The following is a 19,198-nucleotide window of genomic DNA, read 5'->3' as shown; positions in this document are numbered from 1 at the left end:
ATTTATTAAAAATATCAACTATTAAAAGCCCTTACCGCCGGGCGCGGAAACAGGTATATTGAAAAATATGCATATCTATCAAGGCGTAGGGCAGATGGGGTCTGTTATAGAGTCCTCTGTCGTCACAATTGGCAATTTTGACGGTGTTCATCTGGGGCATCAGCAACTGATTGAAACTGTTACTCGCGAAGCCCAGCACTATGGTGTTCCTGGGGTTGTGTATACTTTCCATCCTCACCCTGTAAAAGTGCTTTTTCCAGAGCGCCAAACCCAGAGAATGTTCGATCTTCGCGACCAGCAGGAGCGCTTTGCCGCTGGTGGTATCGAGTGTGTGATCATCGAAAATTTCACTCGTGAGTTTGCGCAGGTTTCCGCTCAGGATTTCCTGCAAAACTATGTAATGAAAAATCTGAATCCCAAGACTCTGGTCGTCGGGCACGATTTTAATTTCGGCGCCAATCGCACCGGAAACATCTCTTTCCTTGAGGGATTTTGTGCGCAACAGGGGATACGTTTGATTGTGATTCCCCCCTTTCAGTTGAATGGCCAGGTGGTTTCATCGACGCGCATTCGTGAGGCTTTGCAGGCGGGTGAGGTGGACAAAGCGGCGCAACTTTTGGGGCGTCGTTATTACCTGCGTGGCAACGTGGAAAAAGGCTTTCAGCGCGGTCGCACCATCGGGGTGCCCACTGCCAATATTCATCCGGATGTGGAGTTTGTGCCTCGCAAAGGTGTGTATTTCACTTACACCAGAATCAACGGGCACAATCATCCTTCCATCACAAATATCGGTGTGAATCCCACTTTCCAGGAAGACGGCAAAGCGGGTCCGGTAAAAATTGAAAGTCATATTTTCGATATGGATGCGCAGCTTTACGGCGTGGAAGTCGAAGTGGAGTTGTTGTATTTTTTAAGGGATGAAATGAAGTTTTCCGGGATTGATTCTTTGAAGCAGCAGATTTTTTCCGATATGGCAGCCGCCCGAAAGTATTTTGATGAACAAAAAAATTCTTGAGTTCCGTGAGGGCGAATCCAGTACATTGTTTCGATTTTTGCAGTTTATTGCGAAAAAAAATCCGGATTTTCCTGTTCCAGAGCAGCACCCCACGTTTTCCGAGGAGCTTTTGGCGGGCGCGGATGCCGCATTTTTTTCTTTCGAGCAATCTCGCGCTCTTTATCCTTCGCTGCAGGTTTTGCCAACGCAGGTTCGTTTGCTGGAATGCTTTGATATGTATCTGCCGGAAGGTGCGAAGTGGTATCCTCGGCTTCTAAGTTATGAGGCACTTCATAAAGTTTTGGTGGAGCAGGCCCGTGATGTGGATATTCGCATGCCAGCTTTTGTCGTTGGTGAGGGTGAGTGTCTGCGAATCGCCGCGGCGGTTTGCACAGAATTGGGATTCGCTGAAATCTATTTGATGGGGGAGAACATCACCCAGCTGTATCGCGAAGCCCGCATTCTGTCCCGGGGAAATCTGGGGATCAAGTTCAAGGTTCTGCCGATGGAGGAATTGACCATTCAGCCGATCAACGCTTCATTGATCATCAACACAGTTCAACTGGACTCGGAGAGTGAGCTCCTGACCGATTTGTCATATTTCAATTTCATGACAACTGGCGGGTATGCGTTTGATTTGCACCTTGGCAATCTGCAAAGTGAGTTGATGGACGAGGCAAAGCAGGCGGAGTTGAAGGCTCTGTTCCCCAAAGATATGTTGCAGGCTTTGGTCGAGACAGTTTTCGAGAAACTCAAGCAATCTCATCTGCTGAAGCCCTCTGACCTTGCGAATTGGATCGAAGAGTTCAAGAACGAAAACTCTTCTTCCGTCTAGTTACAAAAAACGGCACCCTGGTATAAAGTTATATCTGGGGAGCCACAATGTCTTCTTTCAAGATTGGTGAAATATTAGTTAAGCAGGGTCTGCTCAAACCGGATCAGCTTGCGCACGCTGTTGAAGAACAAAAGAAATCCGGGACAGCTAGACTGACGGGAGTTATCACACAGCTTGGTTTTCTTAAGGAAAATCAAATCCTTCGCGCGATGGAAAAGCACTTTGCAGTGCCCGGCGTGGAAGTTTCCTCTTTTGAAATTGATGCGACAGTTTTACAGCTGATTCCCCGAGATGTTTGTGATCGTAATCAATTGATTCCATTGCAAAAAGCCGGATCCACGCTGGTCGTGGCTTTTGCAGATCCCAGCAATATCATGGTTAAGGAAGACTTGCGCTTTATCACGCGCTGTAAAATCCAGGCCGTGGTTGCGACTGAAACGGCGATTGCTGCCAGTATCGAAAGATACTACGGCGGTAACATCAACGTTAAGAATCTTAATACCATCGCAGAAAGTATGGAGGAGGAGTATGCAGCCTCTACCACCGCTGAAATCATCGATTCCGACTCTGGCGGCGAGGAAGCTCCCATTGTAAAATTCGTGAATCAGATTTTGGGCGATGCGATCATCAAGAAGGTTTCGGATATTCATTTTGAACCTTATGAAAAAAGATTCCGTGTACGTTTTCGTATTGACGGTAATCTGGTTGAAGCCACGCAACCCCCACAAGGAACGGGTGCCGCCATTGCCTCGCGTATCAAGATCATGTCCAAGCTTGATATCGCTGAAAAGCGCCGTCCGCAGGATGGTCGTCTGAAAGTTCGTACCAAAAAAGGCCGCGAGATGGACTTCCGTGTCAGCATTCTGCCAACGATTTGGGGCGAAAAAGTCGTTATGCGTTTGCTTGATAAATCCAATCTTCAATTGGACATGACCAAGCTTGGTTTCGAAGAAGACGATTTGAAACTTTTCAAATCCATGATCAATCTTCCGCAGGGGATGGTGTTGATCACGGGGCCTACGGGTTCTGGTAAAACCACGACAATTTATTCTGCCTTGGCGGAATTGAACAAACCGGACGTGAATATCTCCACGGCAGAAGATCCGGTCGAGTTCAATCTTGAAGGTATCAATCAGGTTCAGATGAATCCTGATATCGACTTGAATTTCTCCAGCGCGCTTAAATCCTTCCTTCGTCAGGACCCGGATATCGTCATGGTGGGGGAGATTCGTGACCTTGAAACTGCAGAGATTGCCTTTAAAGCGGCCTCCACGGGTCACTTGGTTGTAAGTACTCTGCATACCAATGATGCTCCTGGTACTGTTGTTCGTCTGACCGAAATGGGTGTGGCGAACTATATCATCACTTCCTGTGTGAATCTGGTGGTGGCTCAGCGTCTGGTTGGTAAAAACTGTGAATCATGTAAAGCGCCGATTGAAGTTCCGGCTCAAACCCTGATTAATCTGGGTGTGCCGCAGGCGGAAGTCGGTGATTATAAGCTGATGCGCGGAAAAGGTTGTTCAAACTGTAACAACTCCGGCATCAAAGGTCGTTTGGCAGTGTACGAGTTGCTGTCCATGACGGAAAAAATGAAAGAGGCCATTCTTAAAGGGGCCTCGACGGGGCAGTTGCGTTTCCTGGCGCGTGAGCAAGGAATGAAAACGCTTCGCCGTTCTGCATTGTTGAAACTTAAACGAGGCCAAACAACAATTGAAGAAGTCTTGAATGCATCTGTGAAGGACACATAATGAGTTTGACTGAATTGTTAATGCAAGCAAAAGCAAAGAAATCCCAGGAATTCCTGTTTGTCGTTGGTAGCGAGCCTCGTGCACGCAGCACCACGGGTTGGGAAAGTTTAAGAAAGTCTCCGGGATTGATGACGGAGTGGAAGCTTCTTCAGCAGAGCTTTTTGGATGACAATCAAAAAACGGTTCTGGAAACAACAGGTGCTGTGGTTGGTGAAACCGCGCTTGAGAATATGCGCATTGGGTTTTCGTTCTTTCAGCATGAAAGTACCATGAAGGCGATCATCGATCTGGATCTGGACGGTTCAAGATTCGATATGCCGCTACCGGGAAGCTATCTGGAAACCTGCCTGCGCATGAAGGGACTGGTGATTGTCTCTGGTGCCGGTGAATCCGGGCAGACGGGGACGCTGTATAAAACCATGCAAAAAATGGGTGAGGAAAAATCATTCATGGGTGTGGTTTTCTCCACCAGACCATTCCCGCAAATGCGCGAGGAAAAATCCTGTTTTCTATATCATAACGGCATTTTTGCCAGCAAAGACGAGCGTGACAGTCTGTTGAACGGAGTGGATGTCGTGGTTTACGACGGAGCTTCTGATGATGGCAGCTTCCTTGAGGCGATGGCCTTGGCGGAACGTGGCGTTTTTGTGATCTATTCCATGCGTGCACCGTCTTTGATGAATGCGCTTCGTCGCTGTTTGTCGGTGATGACGGATCGTTTCGGTCAGCATGGATCATCTCGTTTTGCAGAGGTGTTTTCCATGGGGTTGGGGCAGTATGCGATGCCAGGACTTGGCAATGATCGCGTATTTGCTCACGAGCTGCTATTGGTAAAACCACAGATTCGTGACTTTATCGAGCGTCAGGAAATGACAGCGCTACAGTCTGTTTTGACAACAGCACCAGAGCACTCAGGAATTTTGACTTTGAATCAATCCCTGTTGCAGCATTTGATTCGCCGTCGTGTGGATTTGAAAACAGCCTTTGAAACATCCCGCGATCCGGATCATTTGGATCAGTTGCTCAAAAAGGTGGGCATCTAGATGGCTAAGTTCCAGTATCAGGCCAAAGCGGCCACAGGTGGAATCGTCTCGGGAGAGATCGAGGCGGCAACTCAGCAGGAGGCGATCATTCGTCTGCGTGCGCAGCAGTTGATGCCAACAAAACTTGTGGTGGTGGCAAGAGCTGGTGGAAAAAAGCCGGGTGCTTCGCAACCCATGTTCGGTGGACGCGTCAAGGGGAAGGATCTGCAGATCTTCACTCGTCAGTTTGCAACATTGATCAACGCCGGTATTCCGGTGGTGGATTGTCTGAAAATTCTTTCTGAAGGTTTACGTCCGGGGCCTCTAAGAAGTGCTGCAGGTCAGGTTAAGACTTCGATCGAAAGCGGTCGTCGTTTGGCCGATTCCATGGCGCAAGTGCCGCTGGTTTTCGATAAACTTTATGTGAACATGATCCAGGCCGGTGAAGAAGCCGGTATCCTGGATGGTATCTTGAATCGTCTGGCTCTCTATATGGAGAAATCAGAAAAATTGAAAAGTCAGGTGAAGGGCGCTTTGGTTTATCCAGCCGTCATTCTGGTGGTGGCATTTGCAGTTATCACCGGTATCCTGGTTTTCATCCTTCCTAAATTTATGGAGTTTTTTAACTCTGCTGGTAAAGAACCACCTGCACTGACTCAGGCCGTGATTGCACTTTCCAATTCCATGATCAATCAGTGGTATCTGTATTTGGCGGGTGTGGTGGGTATTCCGTTTGCGATTCTTCAATATTATCGCACCGACGAGGGGCGCGATACCATGGATCGACTTTTCTTTAATGTCCCGGTTTTCGGTGAAGTGATTCAGAAGTCGGCAATTGCCCGTTTGACTCGTACTCTTTCGACCTTGTTGTCATCGGGTGTGGGTTTGATTGAAGCGATCGACATTTCCGCAAAAACTGCCGGCAACATCGTCATCGAGCAAGCTTTGCTTCGTTGTAAAGCCTCAGTCACAGAGGGGCGTACTTTCGCCGCTCCATTGGGTAAAGAAAAAGTTTTCCCTGAGATGGTGGTGCAGATGATCTCCATCGGTGAGCAATCCGGTACAATGGATATCATGCTGGGTAAGATTGCCGATTTCTATGAGGACGAAGTTGAAACTGCCGTGAAAGCCATGACTTCATTGCTGGAACCTTTGATGATGGTTTTCCTGGGTGGTATCATCGCGATCCTGGTTATTGCCATGTACTTGCCAATCTTCAGTATGGCAGACGTTGTCGGCGGGGGATAATTGCGCTTAAGTTACGCCCTTCAGAGTAATAAGAAACAAGGACTGACGGTCGAGTTTGCTCGCGTCAGTCTTTTTGCCATTGTCTTGTTGATCAGTGTGGTTTCAACGATGGCTCAGGGAAGTTTCGTAAACTGGTCCGTGCAGGCGCCTTTTTACCTGGTGCTGACATTGGCGTTGGGTCTGCACATTATCTGGATTTCTGAGTGGGATCAGTTGCTGCAGAATCCGCGCGCCCTGTTTTTGGGTTTTGTTCTGGATTCAGTCTTCATATCGCTTTTGATTTATTACTTCGGTTTGAATCAGTCCTTATTGATGTTCCTGCATCTGGTGAACATTCTGCTGGCGGGAATTGCATGTCGGGGAGTGGGTGCCTTAACTCTGGCTCTATTCACCAGTATCACCTTCACAACGGCGGCTTTGTTTTCGCCGGAAATGAAGGCGTTGAATTTCTTTTTTCTGTTGGCGCTTAATAATATCGCATTTTTCTCGGTGGCGGGACTTGCGGGTTTCCTGAGTGAGCAATTGCAGTCAGTCGGTAAAGAATTAAAACAAACCGGCTTAAGTCTGCGTTCTGCACAGGAATTAAATCAGTTCATCATGGAGAACATTCCATCGGGAATGCTTTCTTTTACATCAGACGGACAGGTGCTGACTGCGAATAATTCCGCTTTGGATATCCTGGGTAAAACTGAAATCACCGGTCTTAACTGGTACCGTCTGTTTCCTGAAACGGAAAAAGCCTCTGACGGTTTCAGAGGTGATTTGAAGTATGTTGAAAGCTCCGATCAAACGGCAAAGATTCTGGGTGTGACTTTATCCAAAGTGTACAGTCCGGACCTGCAAGCACCTCTTTCGATTGCTTTGGTTGATGATTTGACCAAGATTCGTCAGTTTGAATTTGCTGCTCGTCAGAATGAAAAACTGGCGGCAGTGGGTGGTTTGGCTGCTGGGATTGCACATGAAATACGCAACCCGTTGGCGGGAATCAGTGGCAGCATTGAAATGCTGACTCAGACCGTGACCAACGATGATGATCGCAAGTTGATGAAAATCGTCCTGCGCGAGATCGATCGTCTGAATAACCTAATCACTGAGTTTTTGGATTATGCCCGTCCGGAAAAGCCGCCTACGGATGCGGTGGATATGGCGTTTCTGTTGAATGAAGTCCTGGATGCGATCAAAACGGACGGGAAGGTCAGAGCCGACATCGAGCAGATCCGTGAAATCAGTCAGGACTTAAAAATCCTGGGTCATCGTGATAAGCTTAAGCAGGTTTTTCTGAACATCGTTTTGAATTCTTATCAGGCGATGCAGGATTCGAGCAAAGCTCAAATGATCGTTAAAGCAGTGGCAAATGAAAAAGCCATCGTGATCAGTTTGCGCGATTCTGGATGTGGTATGAGTGAAGCCACACGCAAAAAAATGTTTGAACCTTTTCACACGACGAAACCCAAAGGTACAGGCCTTGGTCTAGCTATTACTCATAAAATTCTGGAAGGCCACGGGGCGCAGATCTTTGTTGAGAGTGAGCAAGGTGTGGGGACAGAGTTTGTTTTGACTTTCCCTAAAGCAAACTAAAGAATAAAGACTATATTCACAGGATGTGGGAGCGAGATACATGAAGCCGAGAATTCTTGTTGTCGACGACGAAGAATCAATACGCGAATTTCTAGAGATCATGCTGAAAAAAGAAGGCTATGAGATCACTTTGGCTGAAGACGGCCAAAAAGCGAAAGACCTTCTGACAAAAAAATCATTCGATATGATCATCTCCGATTTGCAGATGCCTCATGTGACGGGGATTGAACTTCTTAAACACGTGAAAGAATCCTATCCGGATACAGTGTTTATGTTGATCACCGCATTCGGCACGACAGAGACAGCTGTTGAAGCCATGAAAATGGGCGCCTACGACTATCTGACGAAGCCATTTAAGATCGATGAAGTTCGTTTGAACATTCAAAACGCGCTTCGTTCGCGCAATTTGGAAGTTGAAAATAGAACTCTTAAAAAAGAACTTACCAAGGAATACTCATTCCAAAGCATGGTGGGGAACTCCCCGGCAATGCACGTCATCTTTGACATGGTTAAACGTGTATCACAAACGCCAACAAACGTTTTGATCACGGGGGAATCAGGTACAGGTAAAGAGGTCGTTGCCAAAGCGATCCATTATAACGGTCCGTTGAAAGATCGTCCTTTCGTTACCGTGAACTGCGGTGCGATTCCTGAAAATCTGATGGAATCAGAAATGTTCGGTCATAAAAAAGGCTCCTTTACCGGTGCAGTGGTTGATAAGGCCGGTCTATTTGAAGTTGCTGATGGCGGAACACTGTTCCTGGATGAGGTCGGTGAGTTGCCATTGACGATTCAGGTTAAGCTTCTTCGTGCAATTCAAGAACGCGTGATTCGTCGTGTGGGTGCCACAGAAGACGCGAAAGTGGAAGTGCGTATCATCGCTGCGACAAACAGAAATCTTGAGGAGATGGTGGCTAAGGGCACTTTCCGTCAGGATTTGTTCTATCGTTTGAATGTAATCAATATCAGAACTCCGGGCTTGCGTGAGCGTCGTGAGGACGTGCCACTTTTGGCCAACCATTTCCTGAAGAAATACAATGAGCGCCTGAATAAAAACATCGGTGCGATCAGTGTTGAAGCCATGGAAATTCTGAAGAAGTATGACTATCCAGGTAACGTGCGTGAGCTTGAAAACATGATCGAGCGTACTGTGGCCTTGGAGGGTGGTGCGACGATTCTGCCTGAATCATTGCCGCCAATGGTGAACACATCTTCTGGCCGCAAAATGGCGTCATCCAATGAAATTGAGATGGGTGATGACGGTGTTGACTTGGATAAGGTCATGGGCCAAATTGAAAAAGAACTTTTGATCAAAGCGATTCACTCTGCGGGTGGCGTTAAGAAGAGAGCAGCAAAATTGCTTCATATTTCTTTCCGTTCTATGCGTTATCGCATTGAGAAATACAATCTGGGCGTCGTCGGTGATGACGAGCTGGATGACGAATAATTAGCGGAATAATTAGCGGAATAATTAGCGGAATAGTTAAGGAGGCTCCTAATGTCAGTGCCAGAAGACAAAAAGAAAATCGTGGAATTGCTGAATGAGATTATCGAAATGGAAATCTCTGCGGTTATTCGTTATTTGCACTATGCGCTGATGATCAAAGGACCGAATCGTATTCCTATCGTTAAATGGTTCCATGATCAGGCGAACGAGGGTTATGCCCACGCCTCCATGATCGGTGAAAAGATCACAGCATACGGGGGGCATCCTTCATTGAAGGTGTCTCCGGTGCCGGAAACCAACACGCACAAAGTTTTGGATATTTTGGCAGAAAGCCTGGATTTCGAATTGAAAGCTTTGGCTAAGTATAAAGATCTTTTGAAACATGTTGGTGACGACGTGGCTCTTGAAGAACTGGTGCGCGGTCAGATCCGTTTGGAGACTGAGCACGTTGAAGAAGTTCGTAAGATGTTGGATGTAAATCACTAAAACTACGAAGATATTTGAATAAAAAAAAGCCAGGAGTGATCCTGGCTTTTTTTCGTTTCAGATGTGTGTGTGGGGCAATTATTTCGCCACGTAAACCGGAATTTCCAAGTGCTCAGCCTGACCGTTCAGAACGAAATCAAGACGCACATCCCATTTTCCGCGCATCACGAACCATGCGTTGGTCACCAGATAAACGCCGTTGGCGTTTTCTACGATATCAACAGGAGATGAGCCATGACCATGATGGCCCATGTTCATCCAAAGATCCGCTTTGAAGTTGTTGATGGTTGTGCCATCGAAACCTTGAATTAGAACTTGAAACTGACCTTCTGTTTCAGAAGAAATGTCTGTTCTATAAAGAAGCTGCGCGCATACGGATGGAGTTTTTTCGGAACAAACAATGGCGCTCAATTCACCAGCTTTTGGCGAAGTAGGGGCGTTAAAGGTTTGCGCAGAAGCTGAAAAACTTAAAGTGATGGATGCAAGAAGTGTCGCGATGGACATCATTAGACTCATAAACTCTCCCTTATATGCTGTTGATATAGCAGGGATTCTGCGGATTGCCATGGGAATATTTCGAGCGCAACAAAGGGTTGCTGTGGGCGTCTTTAAATCACAGATGTTAAGGACTTAGAGATGAGGGCGGTTTTATAGGATTTGAAGTTGTTTATACGATTGGCCGTCAGTTTTTCGGCTCAGGACGGCAAGGAAGCATCCCTTTAAATGTAACAAACACTGTGATACTATATATTTATGAAAATCAGCCAATTAAGCAAAATCAGTAAAGATACCGGATTGAGTCCTGAAAAATTGGCCGTCTATTTTCAAGTTTCCAACATGACTTTGCGTCGTTGGTTGAAAAAGGGTGGAACTGTCAGAGTTCCTGCTCAGTACGATACGAATCTTTATCAAGGCATTTTGACCATGGTAAAAGATGGCGTTATCGATAAAGACCATGAGTGCGTGAAGGAAGCTTACGAGTTTTCTCAGTCCTTGTTTGCTAACAATTCATTTATGATGATGGACCTGCAAGCAACTCAGTTTGAACAATCTGGTGCCAACGAAGATGGTCTGATGGATCTATGTCTTCGTCTAGGTCAGCGTGATGACAGTCTGACTTACGTTCAAAACAATGAAGCGACGCTACAAGGTCTGCAAAACAAGAGTCCAAGCATCCGTGAGAAAGTGATGACACTTTGGAACGTGCTTAAAGATGGCGATCTGCAAAAGACATCCAAATACGTGGCTGTCGGTGCCATGTACTACTTGGTGTTTCCTTTTGATTTTATCCCGGATTCAGTTCCTGGGGTGGGATTGTTGGATGACTACGCGATCCTGTCGATTGCGGTGGATCACTACCTGCGATTCAAAAACCTAAAAGGTTAAAAATGAAAAGCACCCCATAAGGGTGCTTTTTTTATGCCCGGAATCTGTTATTCCCGCAGCTTCAGGAGTCGGGTCGCCGGGCCCGGAAGCAATGATGTGGCAATCGCCAGCACCACAAGTGTTGCGAAAATCTTTTCGCCAATCAGTCCTTGTTGCAGGGCTAAGTTGGCGATGATGATTTCCACCGCTCCACGGGAGTTCAGCGTGACGCCAATCAGAATACTATTTTTAGCAGTGTAGCCCATTTTTCTGGCGACCCAATAGCTGCCGCCCCATTTGCTGGCGCTGGCCAAAACAAACACCACCAGAACCTGGTAGACATCCAAGTTTTGCCACAAGTTCAGCTTCCAGCCGATGCTCACAAAAAACACCGGTGCAAAAATCCATGAATTCAAACGCAACAAGGTCGAGCGCAGTTTTACACTTGGGAAGGGCGTATCGGAAAGAGCCAATCCCAAAAAGAAAAAGACCAATGACAAGTGAGTGATGAACCAGCTTTTAAAACTGTCTGCGGGCAGGATCAGGGCAAAGAACACCCAGGCCAGAATATCACAAAGAGTTGCTGTTGCTATGATCAGACGTCCTAGGTCCGTGTGATAAATTTTCAGATCTTTCAGAATTTGGATTGCAACCGGCAGGGCTGAAACCGCCAAAGCCAAGGCGATAAATACGTAGCTCGCAGAGCCCGCCAAAGGGGTGTCGCGCAGGACTACCATCGCCGTGAGCAACCCCGCTACGAAGGGGAATAGAAAAGCTCCGACACTCAGTTTGGCTGCTGGCAATAATTGACGCCCCAGTGATTTGAAGCTGAGTTCAAGTCCGGCCACAAATAAAAACAGATAAGAGCACATGCTGGCGATGGGTGTGGCAGCAGTTGGGAGTGGGATTTTAAGCGCGGAAGGCCCCAGCAATAATCCTGCAAAGAGAAAAAGAAACAGTTTCATTTGCGGGACTTTCTCCAGGCAAAGAAAATCAACGTGCCAGCGGATGTTGCCAAGGCAAGAATCAGATAAATGCGATTTTCTGTTGTGGGTTCGTTGGATGATTGAATCCCAAAATAATAAACAGCTGTTTTTAGAATCAAACCGGATTGAATCACGGTCCAGACATAGGGGAACATCTCCCAAAATGTCCTTTGCTCTTCGGTTTGCACTTTCGGGCGTTTTTCAAAGGTCGGTGCAAAGCCCCAGTATTGATTGCGATGAAAGTCCGTGACCACCGCATTCCATGCTTCACGAAGCTGGGCTGAACTGACCGTGTTTTCACAGGATTGCACAAGCTTCGCATCCAGTTTTTGCAAAGCGATCTCTCGCAGGCGCAGTTCATCGGCTTCCGTAAAATATCCCCGTGAAGTCGAAAAGTCCTGGCGGAAATTTCGCTGTGATTCAGTGAGAGCTTGTTGGGATTCGGGGGACAGGGGAACATTCATGGGGCGCAATTTATGACGGAGGTCCGGAGTTTGTCAAAAGCCTTATTGTTTTGAAGGGGAGTTGAAACGAATCTGAAAGCACTGTCTCGGGGAGGCTCCATGGGATCAAGACGCAAGGTTCTTTCGCTGTTCGGTGTGGCTTTGCTGTGTTGTGCAAGTATTGAAAGCGTGCAGGCACAGAGTATGGTAGCCCAGCGCGAGGATTTGAAAAAGATTGCCGCGGATACCTACATTTACGCTTATCCGATGGTTGTGATGGCGACCACCCGGGAGGTGATGACGGCTGTGCCACGGGCCAACCATGATCAGGCACCGATCAATCAGTTGGCCAACAAAAGAGTGCTTCCCGATGGAAAAGCAACTCAGGCTTATCCGGAACCGGATACTCTGACCAGTCTTGCGTGGTTGGACTTAAAAGAACCGCAGGTGGTATCGATTCCTTATGCCGGAAACCGGTTCGTGGTTTTTTCAATGATCAGTGCCTGGGGTGAGGTGTTTGCATCTCCCGGCAGCAGAGTGGGTGGCAATAGTGAAAAACAGCTGCTGCTTACCGGACCGGGTTGGAAAGGCAACGTGCCCGCAGGACTTCAGCATATAGCGGCGCCCACACAATCAGTGTGGATGATCGGCAAAGTGCAGGTTAAAGGAAGCTCTGATTACAATCGGGTTTATGCCTACCAGGATAAACTGCGAATCGTGCCACTGGCCATGCACAAAACCAACGTGGAGCCACCAAGTGCTGTGAATTTCAATGTTGATGTGGATCAAAGAACTCCGATTCTGGACCAGGTTGCAAACATGGATGCGCGGATCTTTTTTGCAACCTTTGCCGATGAAATGAAACGCAATCCACCGGCGCAAACAGATGGCGCAATTGTTTCTAAAATGGCGGCGCTGGGGATTTTTCCGGACAAGGAATTCAACTATGACAAGCTTCCTGCTGCAGTGAAAGAAGCTTTGAACTCAGGATATTTTGCCGGGCAAAATCAGTTTGCTGATTTTCAGCGAGGTACGCCGAACTTACGCATCGTCAATGGCTGGGGGCAGCCGATCCTGACCGGTAAGTATGAAAAAAACTACCAGGTGCGGGCTCTTATGACAAAACTGGGATTTGAAAAAGATGAAGCCCAGGATATGGCCTTTGCGCAGGCTTTGGTGGATGGTCGCGGAGAACGGTTGAATGGTGGGTTTAAGTACACACTCAGATTCCCTCAAGGTCAGACGCCTCCGGTGCGGGGCTTTTGGTCACTCTCCCTTTACAACACCCGCAAATTTTTCTTTGAAAATCCTATGAATCGTCACTCCCTGAACAGTGTAAGCCCTTATCGCAGAAATCCTGACGGATCGATTGATATCTACGTACAGAATGTTTCGCCAGGGAAAGAGTGGGAGTCCAACTGGCTGCCGTCGCCCGCCGGCGAGGATTTCAGTCTGGTGATTAGAATGTACTGGCCGGAAACGTCAGTGTTGGATGGAAAGTGGAAAATTCCGAGTCTTCAAAAAATACCGGAATTTAAAAATCTGTCTGAAAACTTAAACTGATTTTCGCAAAAAGATTTATTACTTGCGCTTTTGCAGGGCCACATTCAGATCTTTGGCAAGATCCTGGAAGTAATCACCCTCACGCAATTTGATTTCAACAGGTTCGGCTTCAGGTTTTGCCGCTTTGTTGAGGATGCGACGGATATTGAAGAGAGGACCCACGATTTTGCTGGTCACTTTATTAGTCAGGTAAAATCCCGCAACCAAGCAGACAATCACGACCAGAAGTTCATTGACCAGGAAAATGGTTTTATGATGAGCGATGAATTCCGCAATGGTCATGGAGCCGTACTCACCAGCCAGGGCTTTGCTTTCCAGCTTGCTGATCAGCACCCACCCGGCAATAACCTGAGCAATGAAAATACCAGTCACAAAAAGTCCAACAAACATCAAAGCGTCGTATTGTACTTCGCGATTTACAATCAGTTTGCGACGGTGTTTGAAAATACCCATGGCCGGTCCTCGTTGGTGTTTATTTAAATATAGCGTGATGTAGGAGGGCTTGCTGGAAAATTCTCAGGTCTGCAGATGGTTTCTCAAAATAAGACGATCAGCCAACAGGTGACGAAACAGCATTGTCAGTTTCCTGATCAATTCCGTCGGGAAACTGGGCGAATTTAAAAAGTCTGATTATTTGAATTTATCGACCGGAATACCTTTACCCAGGTATTTTTGCAGCATCTGATCGTATTCGGGGGAGGCTTTAAGGGCCGCCATGCCGCGATCAAATTTGTCCTTCAGCTCGATCGTATCGATATGCGTTTTTGAAAGCTGCATGTAAATCGGCTCGTTGGTCAGTTCCAGAATCGGAGTGATGACTTCTTTCAGCTCCGGATGGTGATTTAGGTAGTAATAAAGAACCATCTCGTCAATGGCGGCAAACTTCACTCGACCGGATTCCACCAGGCGAAGGGCGTTCAGGTCATTGACTGTGTAATAGCGAAGAATGCGTGTGTTTTCATCGAACTCTTTACCAAAGGTAAAGCTGCTCGGTAGAGCCACCATCTTGTACTCAAGATCAGAAACCTTTTTGTATTTCTTGTGGTTGGCTTTATTGAATTCCTTGCTGGTGACAATCAAGCCACGGCTGCGGAATAGGTAGTGGCTGGGGAAGTTGTATTTTAGATCCAGATCCTCGTTGCGGGCCGTGTTGGCGCAGGCAACGTCTTTACCAGCGGGCTCAGTCAAAGCCATGCAGCGCAGGTAAGTCACTTGTTGAATTTTAGCATCAGCGCCGCCCAGTCGAAGAGCAGCTTTGATAAGGTCGATGGTCAGGCCCGCAGGTTGACCGTTTTTCACGTAGGCATATGGGGGCCAATTGTCTTCAACCAGAATACGGAATGCCTTCTTCGCGTGCACAGGAAGTGCAAAGCAAAGTACGATGGCTAGTAGTAGTCCGTGTGATTTAACAATTGGCATGGGCGCACTCTAAAACAAATTCTAATCAAAATGTTAATTACCATTGTGAAAAGATAAAAAATATTGCCAGACGAACTATCGCGGGCAGGTTAAGGGACGATTTGCGACGACACCACGGGGCGATTAGGGAGTCGTTTTACACATTTTTAACATTGAAGACTAAGTACCGGTGTTTAGAGTCACCAATAGGAAGAATAGAAGCCCGACAACGAATAGCAATTTCTGCATTGCCTGGGATTTTGAACACAACATAGGGAAAACCTCGTGAAGGTGGTGTTCTACGCTGCTTGGATTAGGTCGTCAAAGGGGATTTGAATTTGTCAGGCAAGGGCGTGGTGGAATCAAACAGATCGTGAATCTTTTCCCATTTTTCGCAGGTTGGGGACTCAATATAGACGTTTTCACCGCTCCAAGGGTTCGTAAATTCGATACTGCGGGCTTTTAGGCAAAGGCCGGGAATTCCCAGTTCGTTCCTAAAGAAGCGATTGTGATGCGAATCGCCGTGATAGGCGTCTCCCAAAAGAGGGTGGGAGATCCGGTTGAAGTGCCGGCGAATCTGGTGGTAGCGGCCGGAATGGGGCTTGGCCTCCAGCAAAGAGTAGCGGGCAGCGGGGAATTTTTTCCCTACAGCGACTGGAATTTCAATGGTGGCTTTGCGCACGAAGGACGTGTGAGCATCCACCAGGTCGCCGGTGGAATCCAATTCCAAAGGGACTTTAATATCACCCTGTTCAGGTGTGAAACCCCGGGCCACAGCCCAGTAGGTTTTTTGCGGCGAACGTTGCGCGAACATTTTGCAGATGGTGCCTGCAGCTTCCGAAGACAGCGCAAACAACAATACGCCGCTGGTGGCAGCATCCAGGCGGTGAACAGGAAATACATGCTGCTTCATCATATTGCGAACCAGGTAGAGGCAAATTTTATCCCGCGGGACTTTGAATTGAGAATCCTCCGGCGGATGAACGTGGAAGCCCGAGGGCTTATCCACGGCGATAAAATGAGGATCCTGGTACAGCAATTTCATGGCGCCAACCTAGGCGGTGAGCGTGCTTTTGTCCAGAGATTCCTCAGCCAAAGTCCGTGGTTCGTTTGCGCGAAGTTTGATCATTCGCAAATCAGAGTAAAAAAATAGTTCTTCTGGATTCTATAGGGGATTCTAGGTGTACGGAGGGGATTATGAAGCAAAAAAAGGTCCTTTTTGTCGCCACCAACACGGTTCATTTAGGGGAGACCGGTCATCGCACCGGAGCCTTTTTGTCGGAGCTGACTCATCCGTATGAGGAAATTACAGCCGCAGGTTATGAAATAGATTTAGCCAGCCCCTTGGGAGGTGAAATTCCCCTGGATGGCATCAAAATGGATGATCCGATGAATGCGGTGTGGATGAATGATGAGGATTTTTTGGAAAAAATCCAAAGCAGTCTGAATCTTTCAAAACTCAAGTCCGAAGACTACTGCGCCCTCTATGTATCCGGTGGCCATGGAGCGATGTTTGATCTTCCGGATAGTTCAGAGTTGCAGCGCTTGGTTTCAGAAATTTACGAAAACGATGGCGTCATAGCAGCTGTCTGTCATGGCACCGCGGGGCTGGTGAACTGCCGAAATTCCCAAGGCGAATTTTTGTTACGAGATCACGAAGTCACGGGTTTTAGCAATGCCGAAGAGGAAATGGTTGGGATGGATAACGTCGTGCCGTTTTTATTGCAAAGTAAAATTGAATCTTTGGGCGCCACATACACCAGCGGTCCCAAGTTCTCAGCACACGTCGTTAAAAGTGGACGCCTGGTTACGGGACAAAATCCAGCCTCTGCGATGGGTGTGGGGCAATCGGTTGTGGAAATGTTGGAGTTTATCGAGCAAGGGCTGGATTTACCAGCCGTCAACTGGTGCGAATGGCACGCTCAATTGTAGTTTAATATTTATTTCGTTCTGAAATATCTTTTCAAGACCTGCTCTGTGGGCTCTTTGCCCAGTGGGGAGAATCCTCCGTTGGGTGTCAGATCAGTGTCGTCATCCACCAATACTTGCCAGATACCCAGGCTGGTCATCCACGGAGTCTGGGGATTCCACAGAGACATTAGCAATGCGTCCCAGGCCACAGCCTGGTGTTGCACATTGATCGGGGCCTCGTCGTCTTCATAAAGATAAGGGGAGACGAAGCACTTGTCGACGCTGCGATAGCCGACCTCCTGAACTGCCAGAGTCTTACGGGTGTTTGTGGCCGTGTTGATTTGGTTGAGTGAATTTTGCAGTTGCAGTGCATACTGCATGGAAAAAGGAGTAAGTACTTGTTTTAATTTTTCATATTCAGTGGGGTACTTGGTGCTGGCGGCCCCTAGGGCGCGATAGTAGTCGACCCCGATAAAGTCCAGTTCACTCCAGAAACTGCGTAGGTACTGCTGGTGCAGAATTTCCTGATTGGTGCGGGGAGAGTAAGTGAGGTCGTGGCGCCACTGTTCAAATTCGCCACCCCAGGTTTTAACTCCATCCTCCATGACGTATTGATCTGTGTAATTCACGCCGTAAGTGATTTGCACTTTGTTGCCAAGAATTTGTCGGGCCCGATAGATAAATTGAATCCACAGATCAGGACGACCGAATCTTTGATTGCGACTGCGACTGCCCATTCCCGAGGTGAGTGAATGCATTTCTGCACCGATGGAATACCAGGCGGCACCAGTTCGTGCGGCGATCCTCATGTAGCGCGCATGGTAGGTGAAGAAACTGCGAAACCACAACTCGGGATCTGTGGGATTGATGTTTCCATGCCACCACAGGTAACCATTTTCATCTTCATAGGGGAATTCCCATTTGGGACCAATCACCAAGAGGATGGGTCTGAAGGCGACTCTCAGCCCGATGCTTCTGGCATATTGGAGTGTGGCTTCCAGATTACGTTCCTCTTCGGCCTGTTGATCCACGGGTACGACGGAAAATACGGTGTTTGAGGTTCCCCCAATCATCTGCCCGCGAAAATTAAAGATAACGGTGGTCACACCAAGGTCCTTAATTTTCTGTAGAAGGCGTCGTACGCGATTACCTTGCTCTGTATTGTCGATGCGAAAGCCACTGGACCAGTATGTGATGATATTCACCGCGGACTCTCTGGATTCAGCCGCAGGTGTCACTGACAAGGCAACTAATATAATGGCAAGACCCAGAATTAGTTTTTTCATATCTCTATTTTTATGCACCTGTACCGATTTGCAAGCTGACTGCCAACACAAGGCCAAGGGCTTTGGGATCCAGTGCGAAACTTCAAATTCTCTCTGAAATGGAATCCCTTACAATGAGACTATGGGAATTACAGCGTTGCTATTTCTGATTCTGTTTGCAAATCCAAAAGCGATGGCCTCCGGCGAGGCTCCACCATTATATGAGAGCGTTTTATTTGTTGGCGACGATCGCGTGGCGGGCACATTTGGAAATACCGTGGATCGCTATTTGCGGACAATAGCCGTGGATGTCAATACTGTGGCGGTTTGTGGCTCGACTGCAGATACCTGGATTGGAGTCAGTACGGACTATGCGCCCTCCAGTTGTGGATTCTGGCAACGCAATGAGGAAGGGCAGGAAAGTGTCAGCAAGGAAGTGAAGCGCCGAATGATTCCTGAAGAGCTGGCAAAGGCAAATCCGGATTTGACCGTCATTGCTCTGGGAACTTACATGCTAAACAGTCCCCGGGGAATGGAAAATCAGAGAGATGCCATCGGGAAAATTCTCAATGAAGTGGAGAAAGTGGCAAGTAAATGTATTTGGATTGGTCCCCCTCGACAAAAAAAAGATCCCTTTGCGGCAAACCTGGGCGCAGGTGTTAAGACTCTTAAAGATATCCTTAAAAAAAGAAGCTGTGATTTTGTCGATAGCAGTAACTTATCCACCGTGGAAGTGATTCGGAGTATTGAGAAACTTAATCGCCCCTCGGCCAAGGATGTTCGGGAACTGGAGAATGTTGTTCCGGGAAGTATCGGACCACCTTCCCAAGCTCCGCGATAAGTACTTCTTTTAAAAATATGCGCTCAAAAGGCCCCTGTTTCCGTGCTTAAAAACCGGGCAAAATGTCA

19 protein-coding genes are annotated in these 19,198 nt (G+C 47.5%); 12 read left to right on the top strand and 7 right to left on the bottom strand.

Annotated elements, in window-relative coordinates:
• Positions 1-67 precede the first annotated feature (67 nt).
• The 8 genes from AAAA73_RS16530 to AAAA73_RS16495 are packed head-to-tail and all read left to right on the top strand — an operon-like array spanning position 68 to position 9,358.
• On the top strand, positions 68-1,015 hold the full coding sequence (locus tag AAAA73_RS16530) for a bifunctional riboflavin kinase/FAD synthetase (RefSeq protein WP_340599601.1): 948 nt from the start codon (positions 68-70) through the stop codon (positions 1,013-1,015).
• Entirely contained in the window at positions 996-1,829 is an 834-nt protein-coding gene (locus tag AAAA73_RS16525) for a hypothetical protein (protein ID WP_340599600.1), read from the top strand. Before AAAA73_RS16530 ends, AAAA73_RS16525 begins: the two co-directional genes overlap by 20 nt.
• A gap of 47 nt (positions 1,830-1,876) precedes the next feature.
• Positions 1,877-3,577, top strand: a complete 1,701-nt coding sequence (gene pilB, locus AAAA73_RS16520) for a type IV-A pilus assembly ATPase PilB (protein WP_340599599.1) — start codon at positions 1,877-1,879, stop codon at positions 3,575-3,577.
• A complete protein-coding gene (locus tag AAAA73_RS16515; RefSeq protein ID WP_340599598.1) occupies positions 3,577-4,620 on the top strand; it encodes a twitching motility protein PilT in 1,044 nt (347 codons plus the stop codon). Before pilB ends, AAAA73_RS16515 begins: the two co-directional genes overlap by 1 nt.
• Positions 4,621-5,847: a type II secretion system F family protein gene (locus AAAA73_RS16510; protein ID WP_340599597.1), complete on the top strand. Its 1,227-nt coding sequence runs from the start codon at positions 4,621-4,623 to the stop codon at positions 5,845-5,847.
• Positions 5,848-7,425: a two-component system sensor histidine kinase NtrB gene (locus AAAA73_RS16505; RefSeq protein ID WP_340599596.1), complete on the top strand. Its 1,578-nt coding sequence runs from the start codon at positions 5,848-5,850 to the stop codon at positions 7,423-7,425.
• A 40-nt stretch (positions 7,426-7,465) separates the two neighbouring features.
• The gene (locus AAAA73_RS16500) at positions 7,466-8,872 is read left to right on the top strand and encodes a sigma-54-dependent transcriptional regulator (RefSeq protein ID WP_340599595.1); all 1,407 of its coding nucleotides are present in this window, start codon (positions 7,466-7,468) and stop codon (positions 8,870-8,872) included.
• A 51-nt stretch (positions 8,873-8,923) separates the two neighbouring features.
• The gene (locus AAAA73_RS16495; RefSeq protein WP_340599594.1) at positions 8,924-9,358 is read left to right on the top strand and encodes a ferritin-like domain-containing protein; all 435 of its coding nucleotides are present in this window, start codon (positions 8,924-8,926) and stop codon (positions 9,356-9,358) included.
• Between the two features lie 78 nt (positions 9,359-9,436).
• On the opposite strand, the gene AAAA73_RS16490 is transcribed toward AAAA73_RS16495, so the two are convergent.
• Complete coding sequence (locus AAAA73_RS16490) at positions 9,437-9,874, bottom strand: hypothetical protein (protein ID WP_340599593.1); 438 nt, start codon at positions 9,872-9,874, stop codon at positions 9,437-9,439.
• Positions 9,875-10,111: 237 nt separating this feature from the next.
• On the opposite strand from AAAA73_RS16490, the gene AAAA73_RS16485 reads away from it, so the two are divergent.
• On the top strand, positions 10,112-10,744 hold the full coding sequence (locus tag AAAA73_RS16485; RefSeq protein ID WP_340599592.1) for a YkvA family protein: 633 nt from the start codon (positions 10,112-10,114) through the stop codon (positions 10,742-10,744).
• Between the two features lie 47 nt (positions 10,745-10,791).
• Here AAAA73_RS16485 and AAAA73_RS16480 read toward each other — a convergent pair whose 3' ends face one another.
• Together AAAA73_RS16480 and AAAA73_RS16475 are read right to left on the bottom strand one after the other, a co-directional pair.
• On the bottom strand, positions 10,792-11,688 hold the full coding sequence (locus AAAA73_RS16480) for a cation:proton antiporter (RefSeq protein WP_340599591.1): 897 nt from the start codon (positions 11,686-11,688) through the stop codon (positions 10,792-10,794).
• Positions 11,685-12,173 (bottom strand): hypothetical protein, encoded by a 489-nt coding sequence (locus AAAA73_RS16475; RefSeq protein ID WP_340599590.1) that lies wholly within the window; start codon positions 12,171-12,173, stop codon positions 11,685-11,687. Before AAAA73_RS16475 ends, AAAA73_RS16480 begins: the two co-directional genes overlap by 4 nt.
• 99 nt (positions 12,174-12,272) lie before the next feature.
• On the opposite strand from AAAA73_RS16475, the gene AAAA73_RS16470 reads away from it, so the two are divergent.
• Positions 12,273-13,715, top strand: a complete 1,443-nt coding sequence (locus AAAA73_RS16470) for a DUF1254 domain-containing protein (protein WP_340599589.1) — start codon at positions 12,273-12,275, stop codon at positions 13,713-13,715.
• An 18-nt stretch (positions 13,716-13,733) separates the two neighbouring features.
• On the opposite strand, the gene AAAA73_RS16465 is transcribed toward AAAA73_RS16470, so the two are convergent.
• The 3 genes from AAAA73_RS16465 to AAAA73_RS16455 all read right to left on the bottom strand — a co-directional run bounded on the left by AAAA73_RS16465 (position 13,734) and on the right by AAAA73_RS16455 (position 16,158).
• Positions 13,734-14,168: a HAMP domain-containing protein gene (locus tag AAAA73_RS16465; RefSeq protein ID WP_340599588.1), complete on the bottom strand. Its 435-nt coding sequence runs from the start codon at positions 14,166-14,168 to the stop codon at positions 13,734-13,736.
• A gap of 177 nt (positions 14,169-14,345) precedes the next feature.
• Positions 14,346-15,134: a substrate-binding periplasmic protein gene (locus tag AAAA73_RS16460; RefSeq protein WP_340599587.1), complete on the bottom strand. Its 789-nt coding sequence runs from the start codon at positions 15,132-15,134 to the stop codon at positions 14,346-14,348.
• Positions 15,135-15,426: 292 nt separating this feature from the next.
• The gene (locus AAAA73_RS16455; RefSeq protein ID WP_340599586.1) at positions 15,427-16,158 is read right to left on the bottom strand and encodes a pseudouridine synthase; all 732 of its coding nucleotides are present in this window, start codon (positions 16,156-16,158) and stop codon (positions 15,427-15,429) included.
• A gap of 152 nt (positions 16,159-16,310) precedes the next feature.
• Between AAAA73_RS16455 and AAAA73_RS16450 the strand changes: the two genes are divergently transcribed.
• Entirely contained in the window at positions 16,311-17,045 is a 735-nt protein-coding gene (locus tag AAAA73_RS16450) for a type 1 glutamine amidotransferase domain-containing protein (protein WP_340599585.1), read from the top strand.
• Between the two features lie 8 nt (positions 17,046-17,053).
• Here AAAA73_RS16450 and AAAA73_RS16445 read toward each other — a convergent pair whose 3' ends face one another.
• A complete protein-coding gene (locus tag AAAA73_RS16445; RefSeq protein ID WP_340599584.1) occupies positions 17,054-18,310 on the bottom strand; it encodes a glycoside hydrolase family 113 in 1,257 nt (418 codons plus the stop codon).
• A gap of 121 nt (positions 18,311-18,431) precedes the next feature.
• Between AAAA73_RS16445 and AAAA73_RS16440 the strand changes: the two genes are divergently transcribed.
• Complete coding sequence (locus tag AAAA73_RS16440) at positions 18,432-19,130, top strand: hypothetical protein (protein WP_340599583.1); 699 nt, start codon at positions 18,432-18,434, stop codon at positions 19,128-19,130.
• Positions 19,131-19,198: the final 68 nt, after the last annotated feature.

Origin of the sequence: Bdellovibrio sp. GT3 (assembly GCF_037996765.1) — a bacterium.
GTDB lineage: Bacteria > Bdellovibrionota > Bdellovibrionia > Bdellovibrionales > Bdellovibrionaceae > Bdellovibrio.
This window is presented reverse-complemented; position numbering and strand designations above follow the sequence as displayed.

Coding starts and splice junctions, on each gene's coding strand:
- AAAA73_RS16530 (WP_340599601.1), top strand. CDS start 68: ATGCATATCTATCAAGGCGTAGGGCAGATGGGGTCTGTTATAGAGTCC.
- AAAA73_RS16525 (WP_340599600.1), top strand. CDS start 996: ATGAACAAAAAAATTCTTGAGTTCCGTGAGGGCGAATCCAGTACATTG.
- pilB (WP_340599599.1), top strand. CDS start 1,877: ATGTCTTCTTTCAAGATTGGTGAAATATTAGTTAAGCAGGGTCTGCTC.
- AAAA73_RS16515 (WP_340599598.1), top strand. CDS start 3,577: ATGAGTTTGACTGAATTGTTAATGCAAGCAAAAGCAAAGAAATCCCAG.
- AAAA73_RS16510 (WP_340599597.1), top strand. CDS start 4,621: ATGGCTAAGTTCCAGTATCAGGCCAAAGCGGCCACAGGTGGAATCGTC.
- AAAA73_RS16500 (WP_340599595.1), top strand. CDS start 7,466: ATGAAGCCGAGAATTCTTGTTGTCGACGACGAAGAATCAATACGCGAA.
- AAAA73_RS16495 (WP_340599594.1), top strand. CDS start 8,924: ATGTCAGTGCCAGAAGACAAAAAGAAAATCGTGGAATTGCTGAATGAG.
- AAAA73_RS16490 (WP_340599593.1), bottom strand. CDS start 9,874: ATGAGTCTAATGATGTCCATCGCGACACTTCTTGCATCCATCACTTTA.
- AAAA73_RS16485 (WP_340599592.1), top strand. CDS start 10,112: ATGAAAATCAGCCAATTAAGCAAAATCAGTAAAGATACCGGATTGAGT.
- AAAA73_RS16480 (WP_340599591.1), bottom strand. CDS start 11,688: ATGAAACTGTTTCTTTTTCTCTTTGCAGGATTATTGCTGGGGCCTTCC.
- AAAA73_RS16475 (WP_340599590.1), bottom strand. CDS start 12,173: ATGAATGTTCCCCTGTCCCCCGAATCCCAACAAGCTCTCACTGAATCA.
- AAAA73_RS16470 (WP_340599589.1), top strand. CDS start 12,273: ATGGGATCAAGACGCAAGGTTCTTTCGCTGTTCGGTGTGGCTTTGCTG.
- AAAA73_RS16465 (WP_340599588.1), bottom strand. CDS start 14,168: ATGGGTATTTTCAAACACCGTCGCAAACTGATTGTAAATCGCGAAGTA.
- AAAA73_RS16460 (WP_340599587.1), bottom strand. CDS start 15,134: ATGCCAATTGTTAAATCACACGGACTACTACTAGCCATCGTACTTTGC.
- AAAA73_RS16455 (WP_340599586.1), bottom strand. CDS start 16,158: ATGAAATTGCTGTACCAGGATCCTCATTTTATCGCCGTGGATAAGCCC.
- AAAA73_RS16450 (WP_340599585.1), top strand. CDS start 16,311: ATGAAGCAAAAAAAGGTCCTTTTTGTCGCCACCAACACGGTTCATTTA.
- AAAA73_RS16445 (WP_340599584.1), bottom strand. CDS start 18,310: ATGAAAAAACTAATTCTGGGTCTTGCCATTATATTAGTTGCCTTGTCA.
- AAAA73_RS16440 (WP_340599583.1), top strand. CDS start 18,432: ATGGGAATTACAGCGTTGCTATTTCTGATTCTGTTTGCAAATCCAAAA.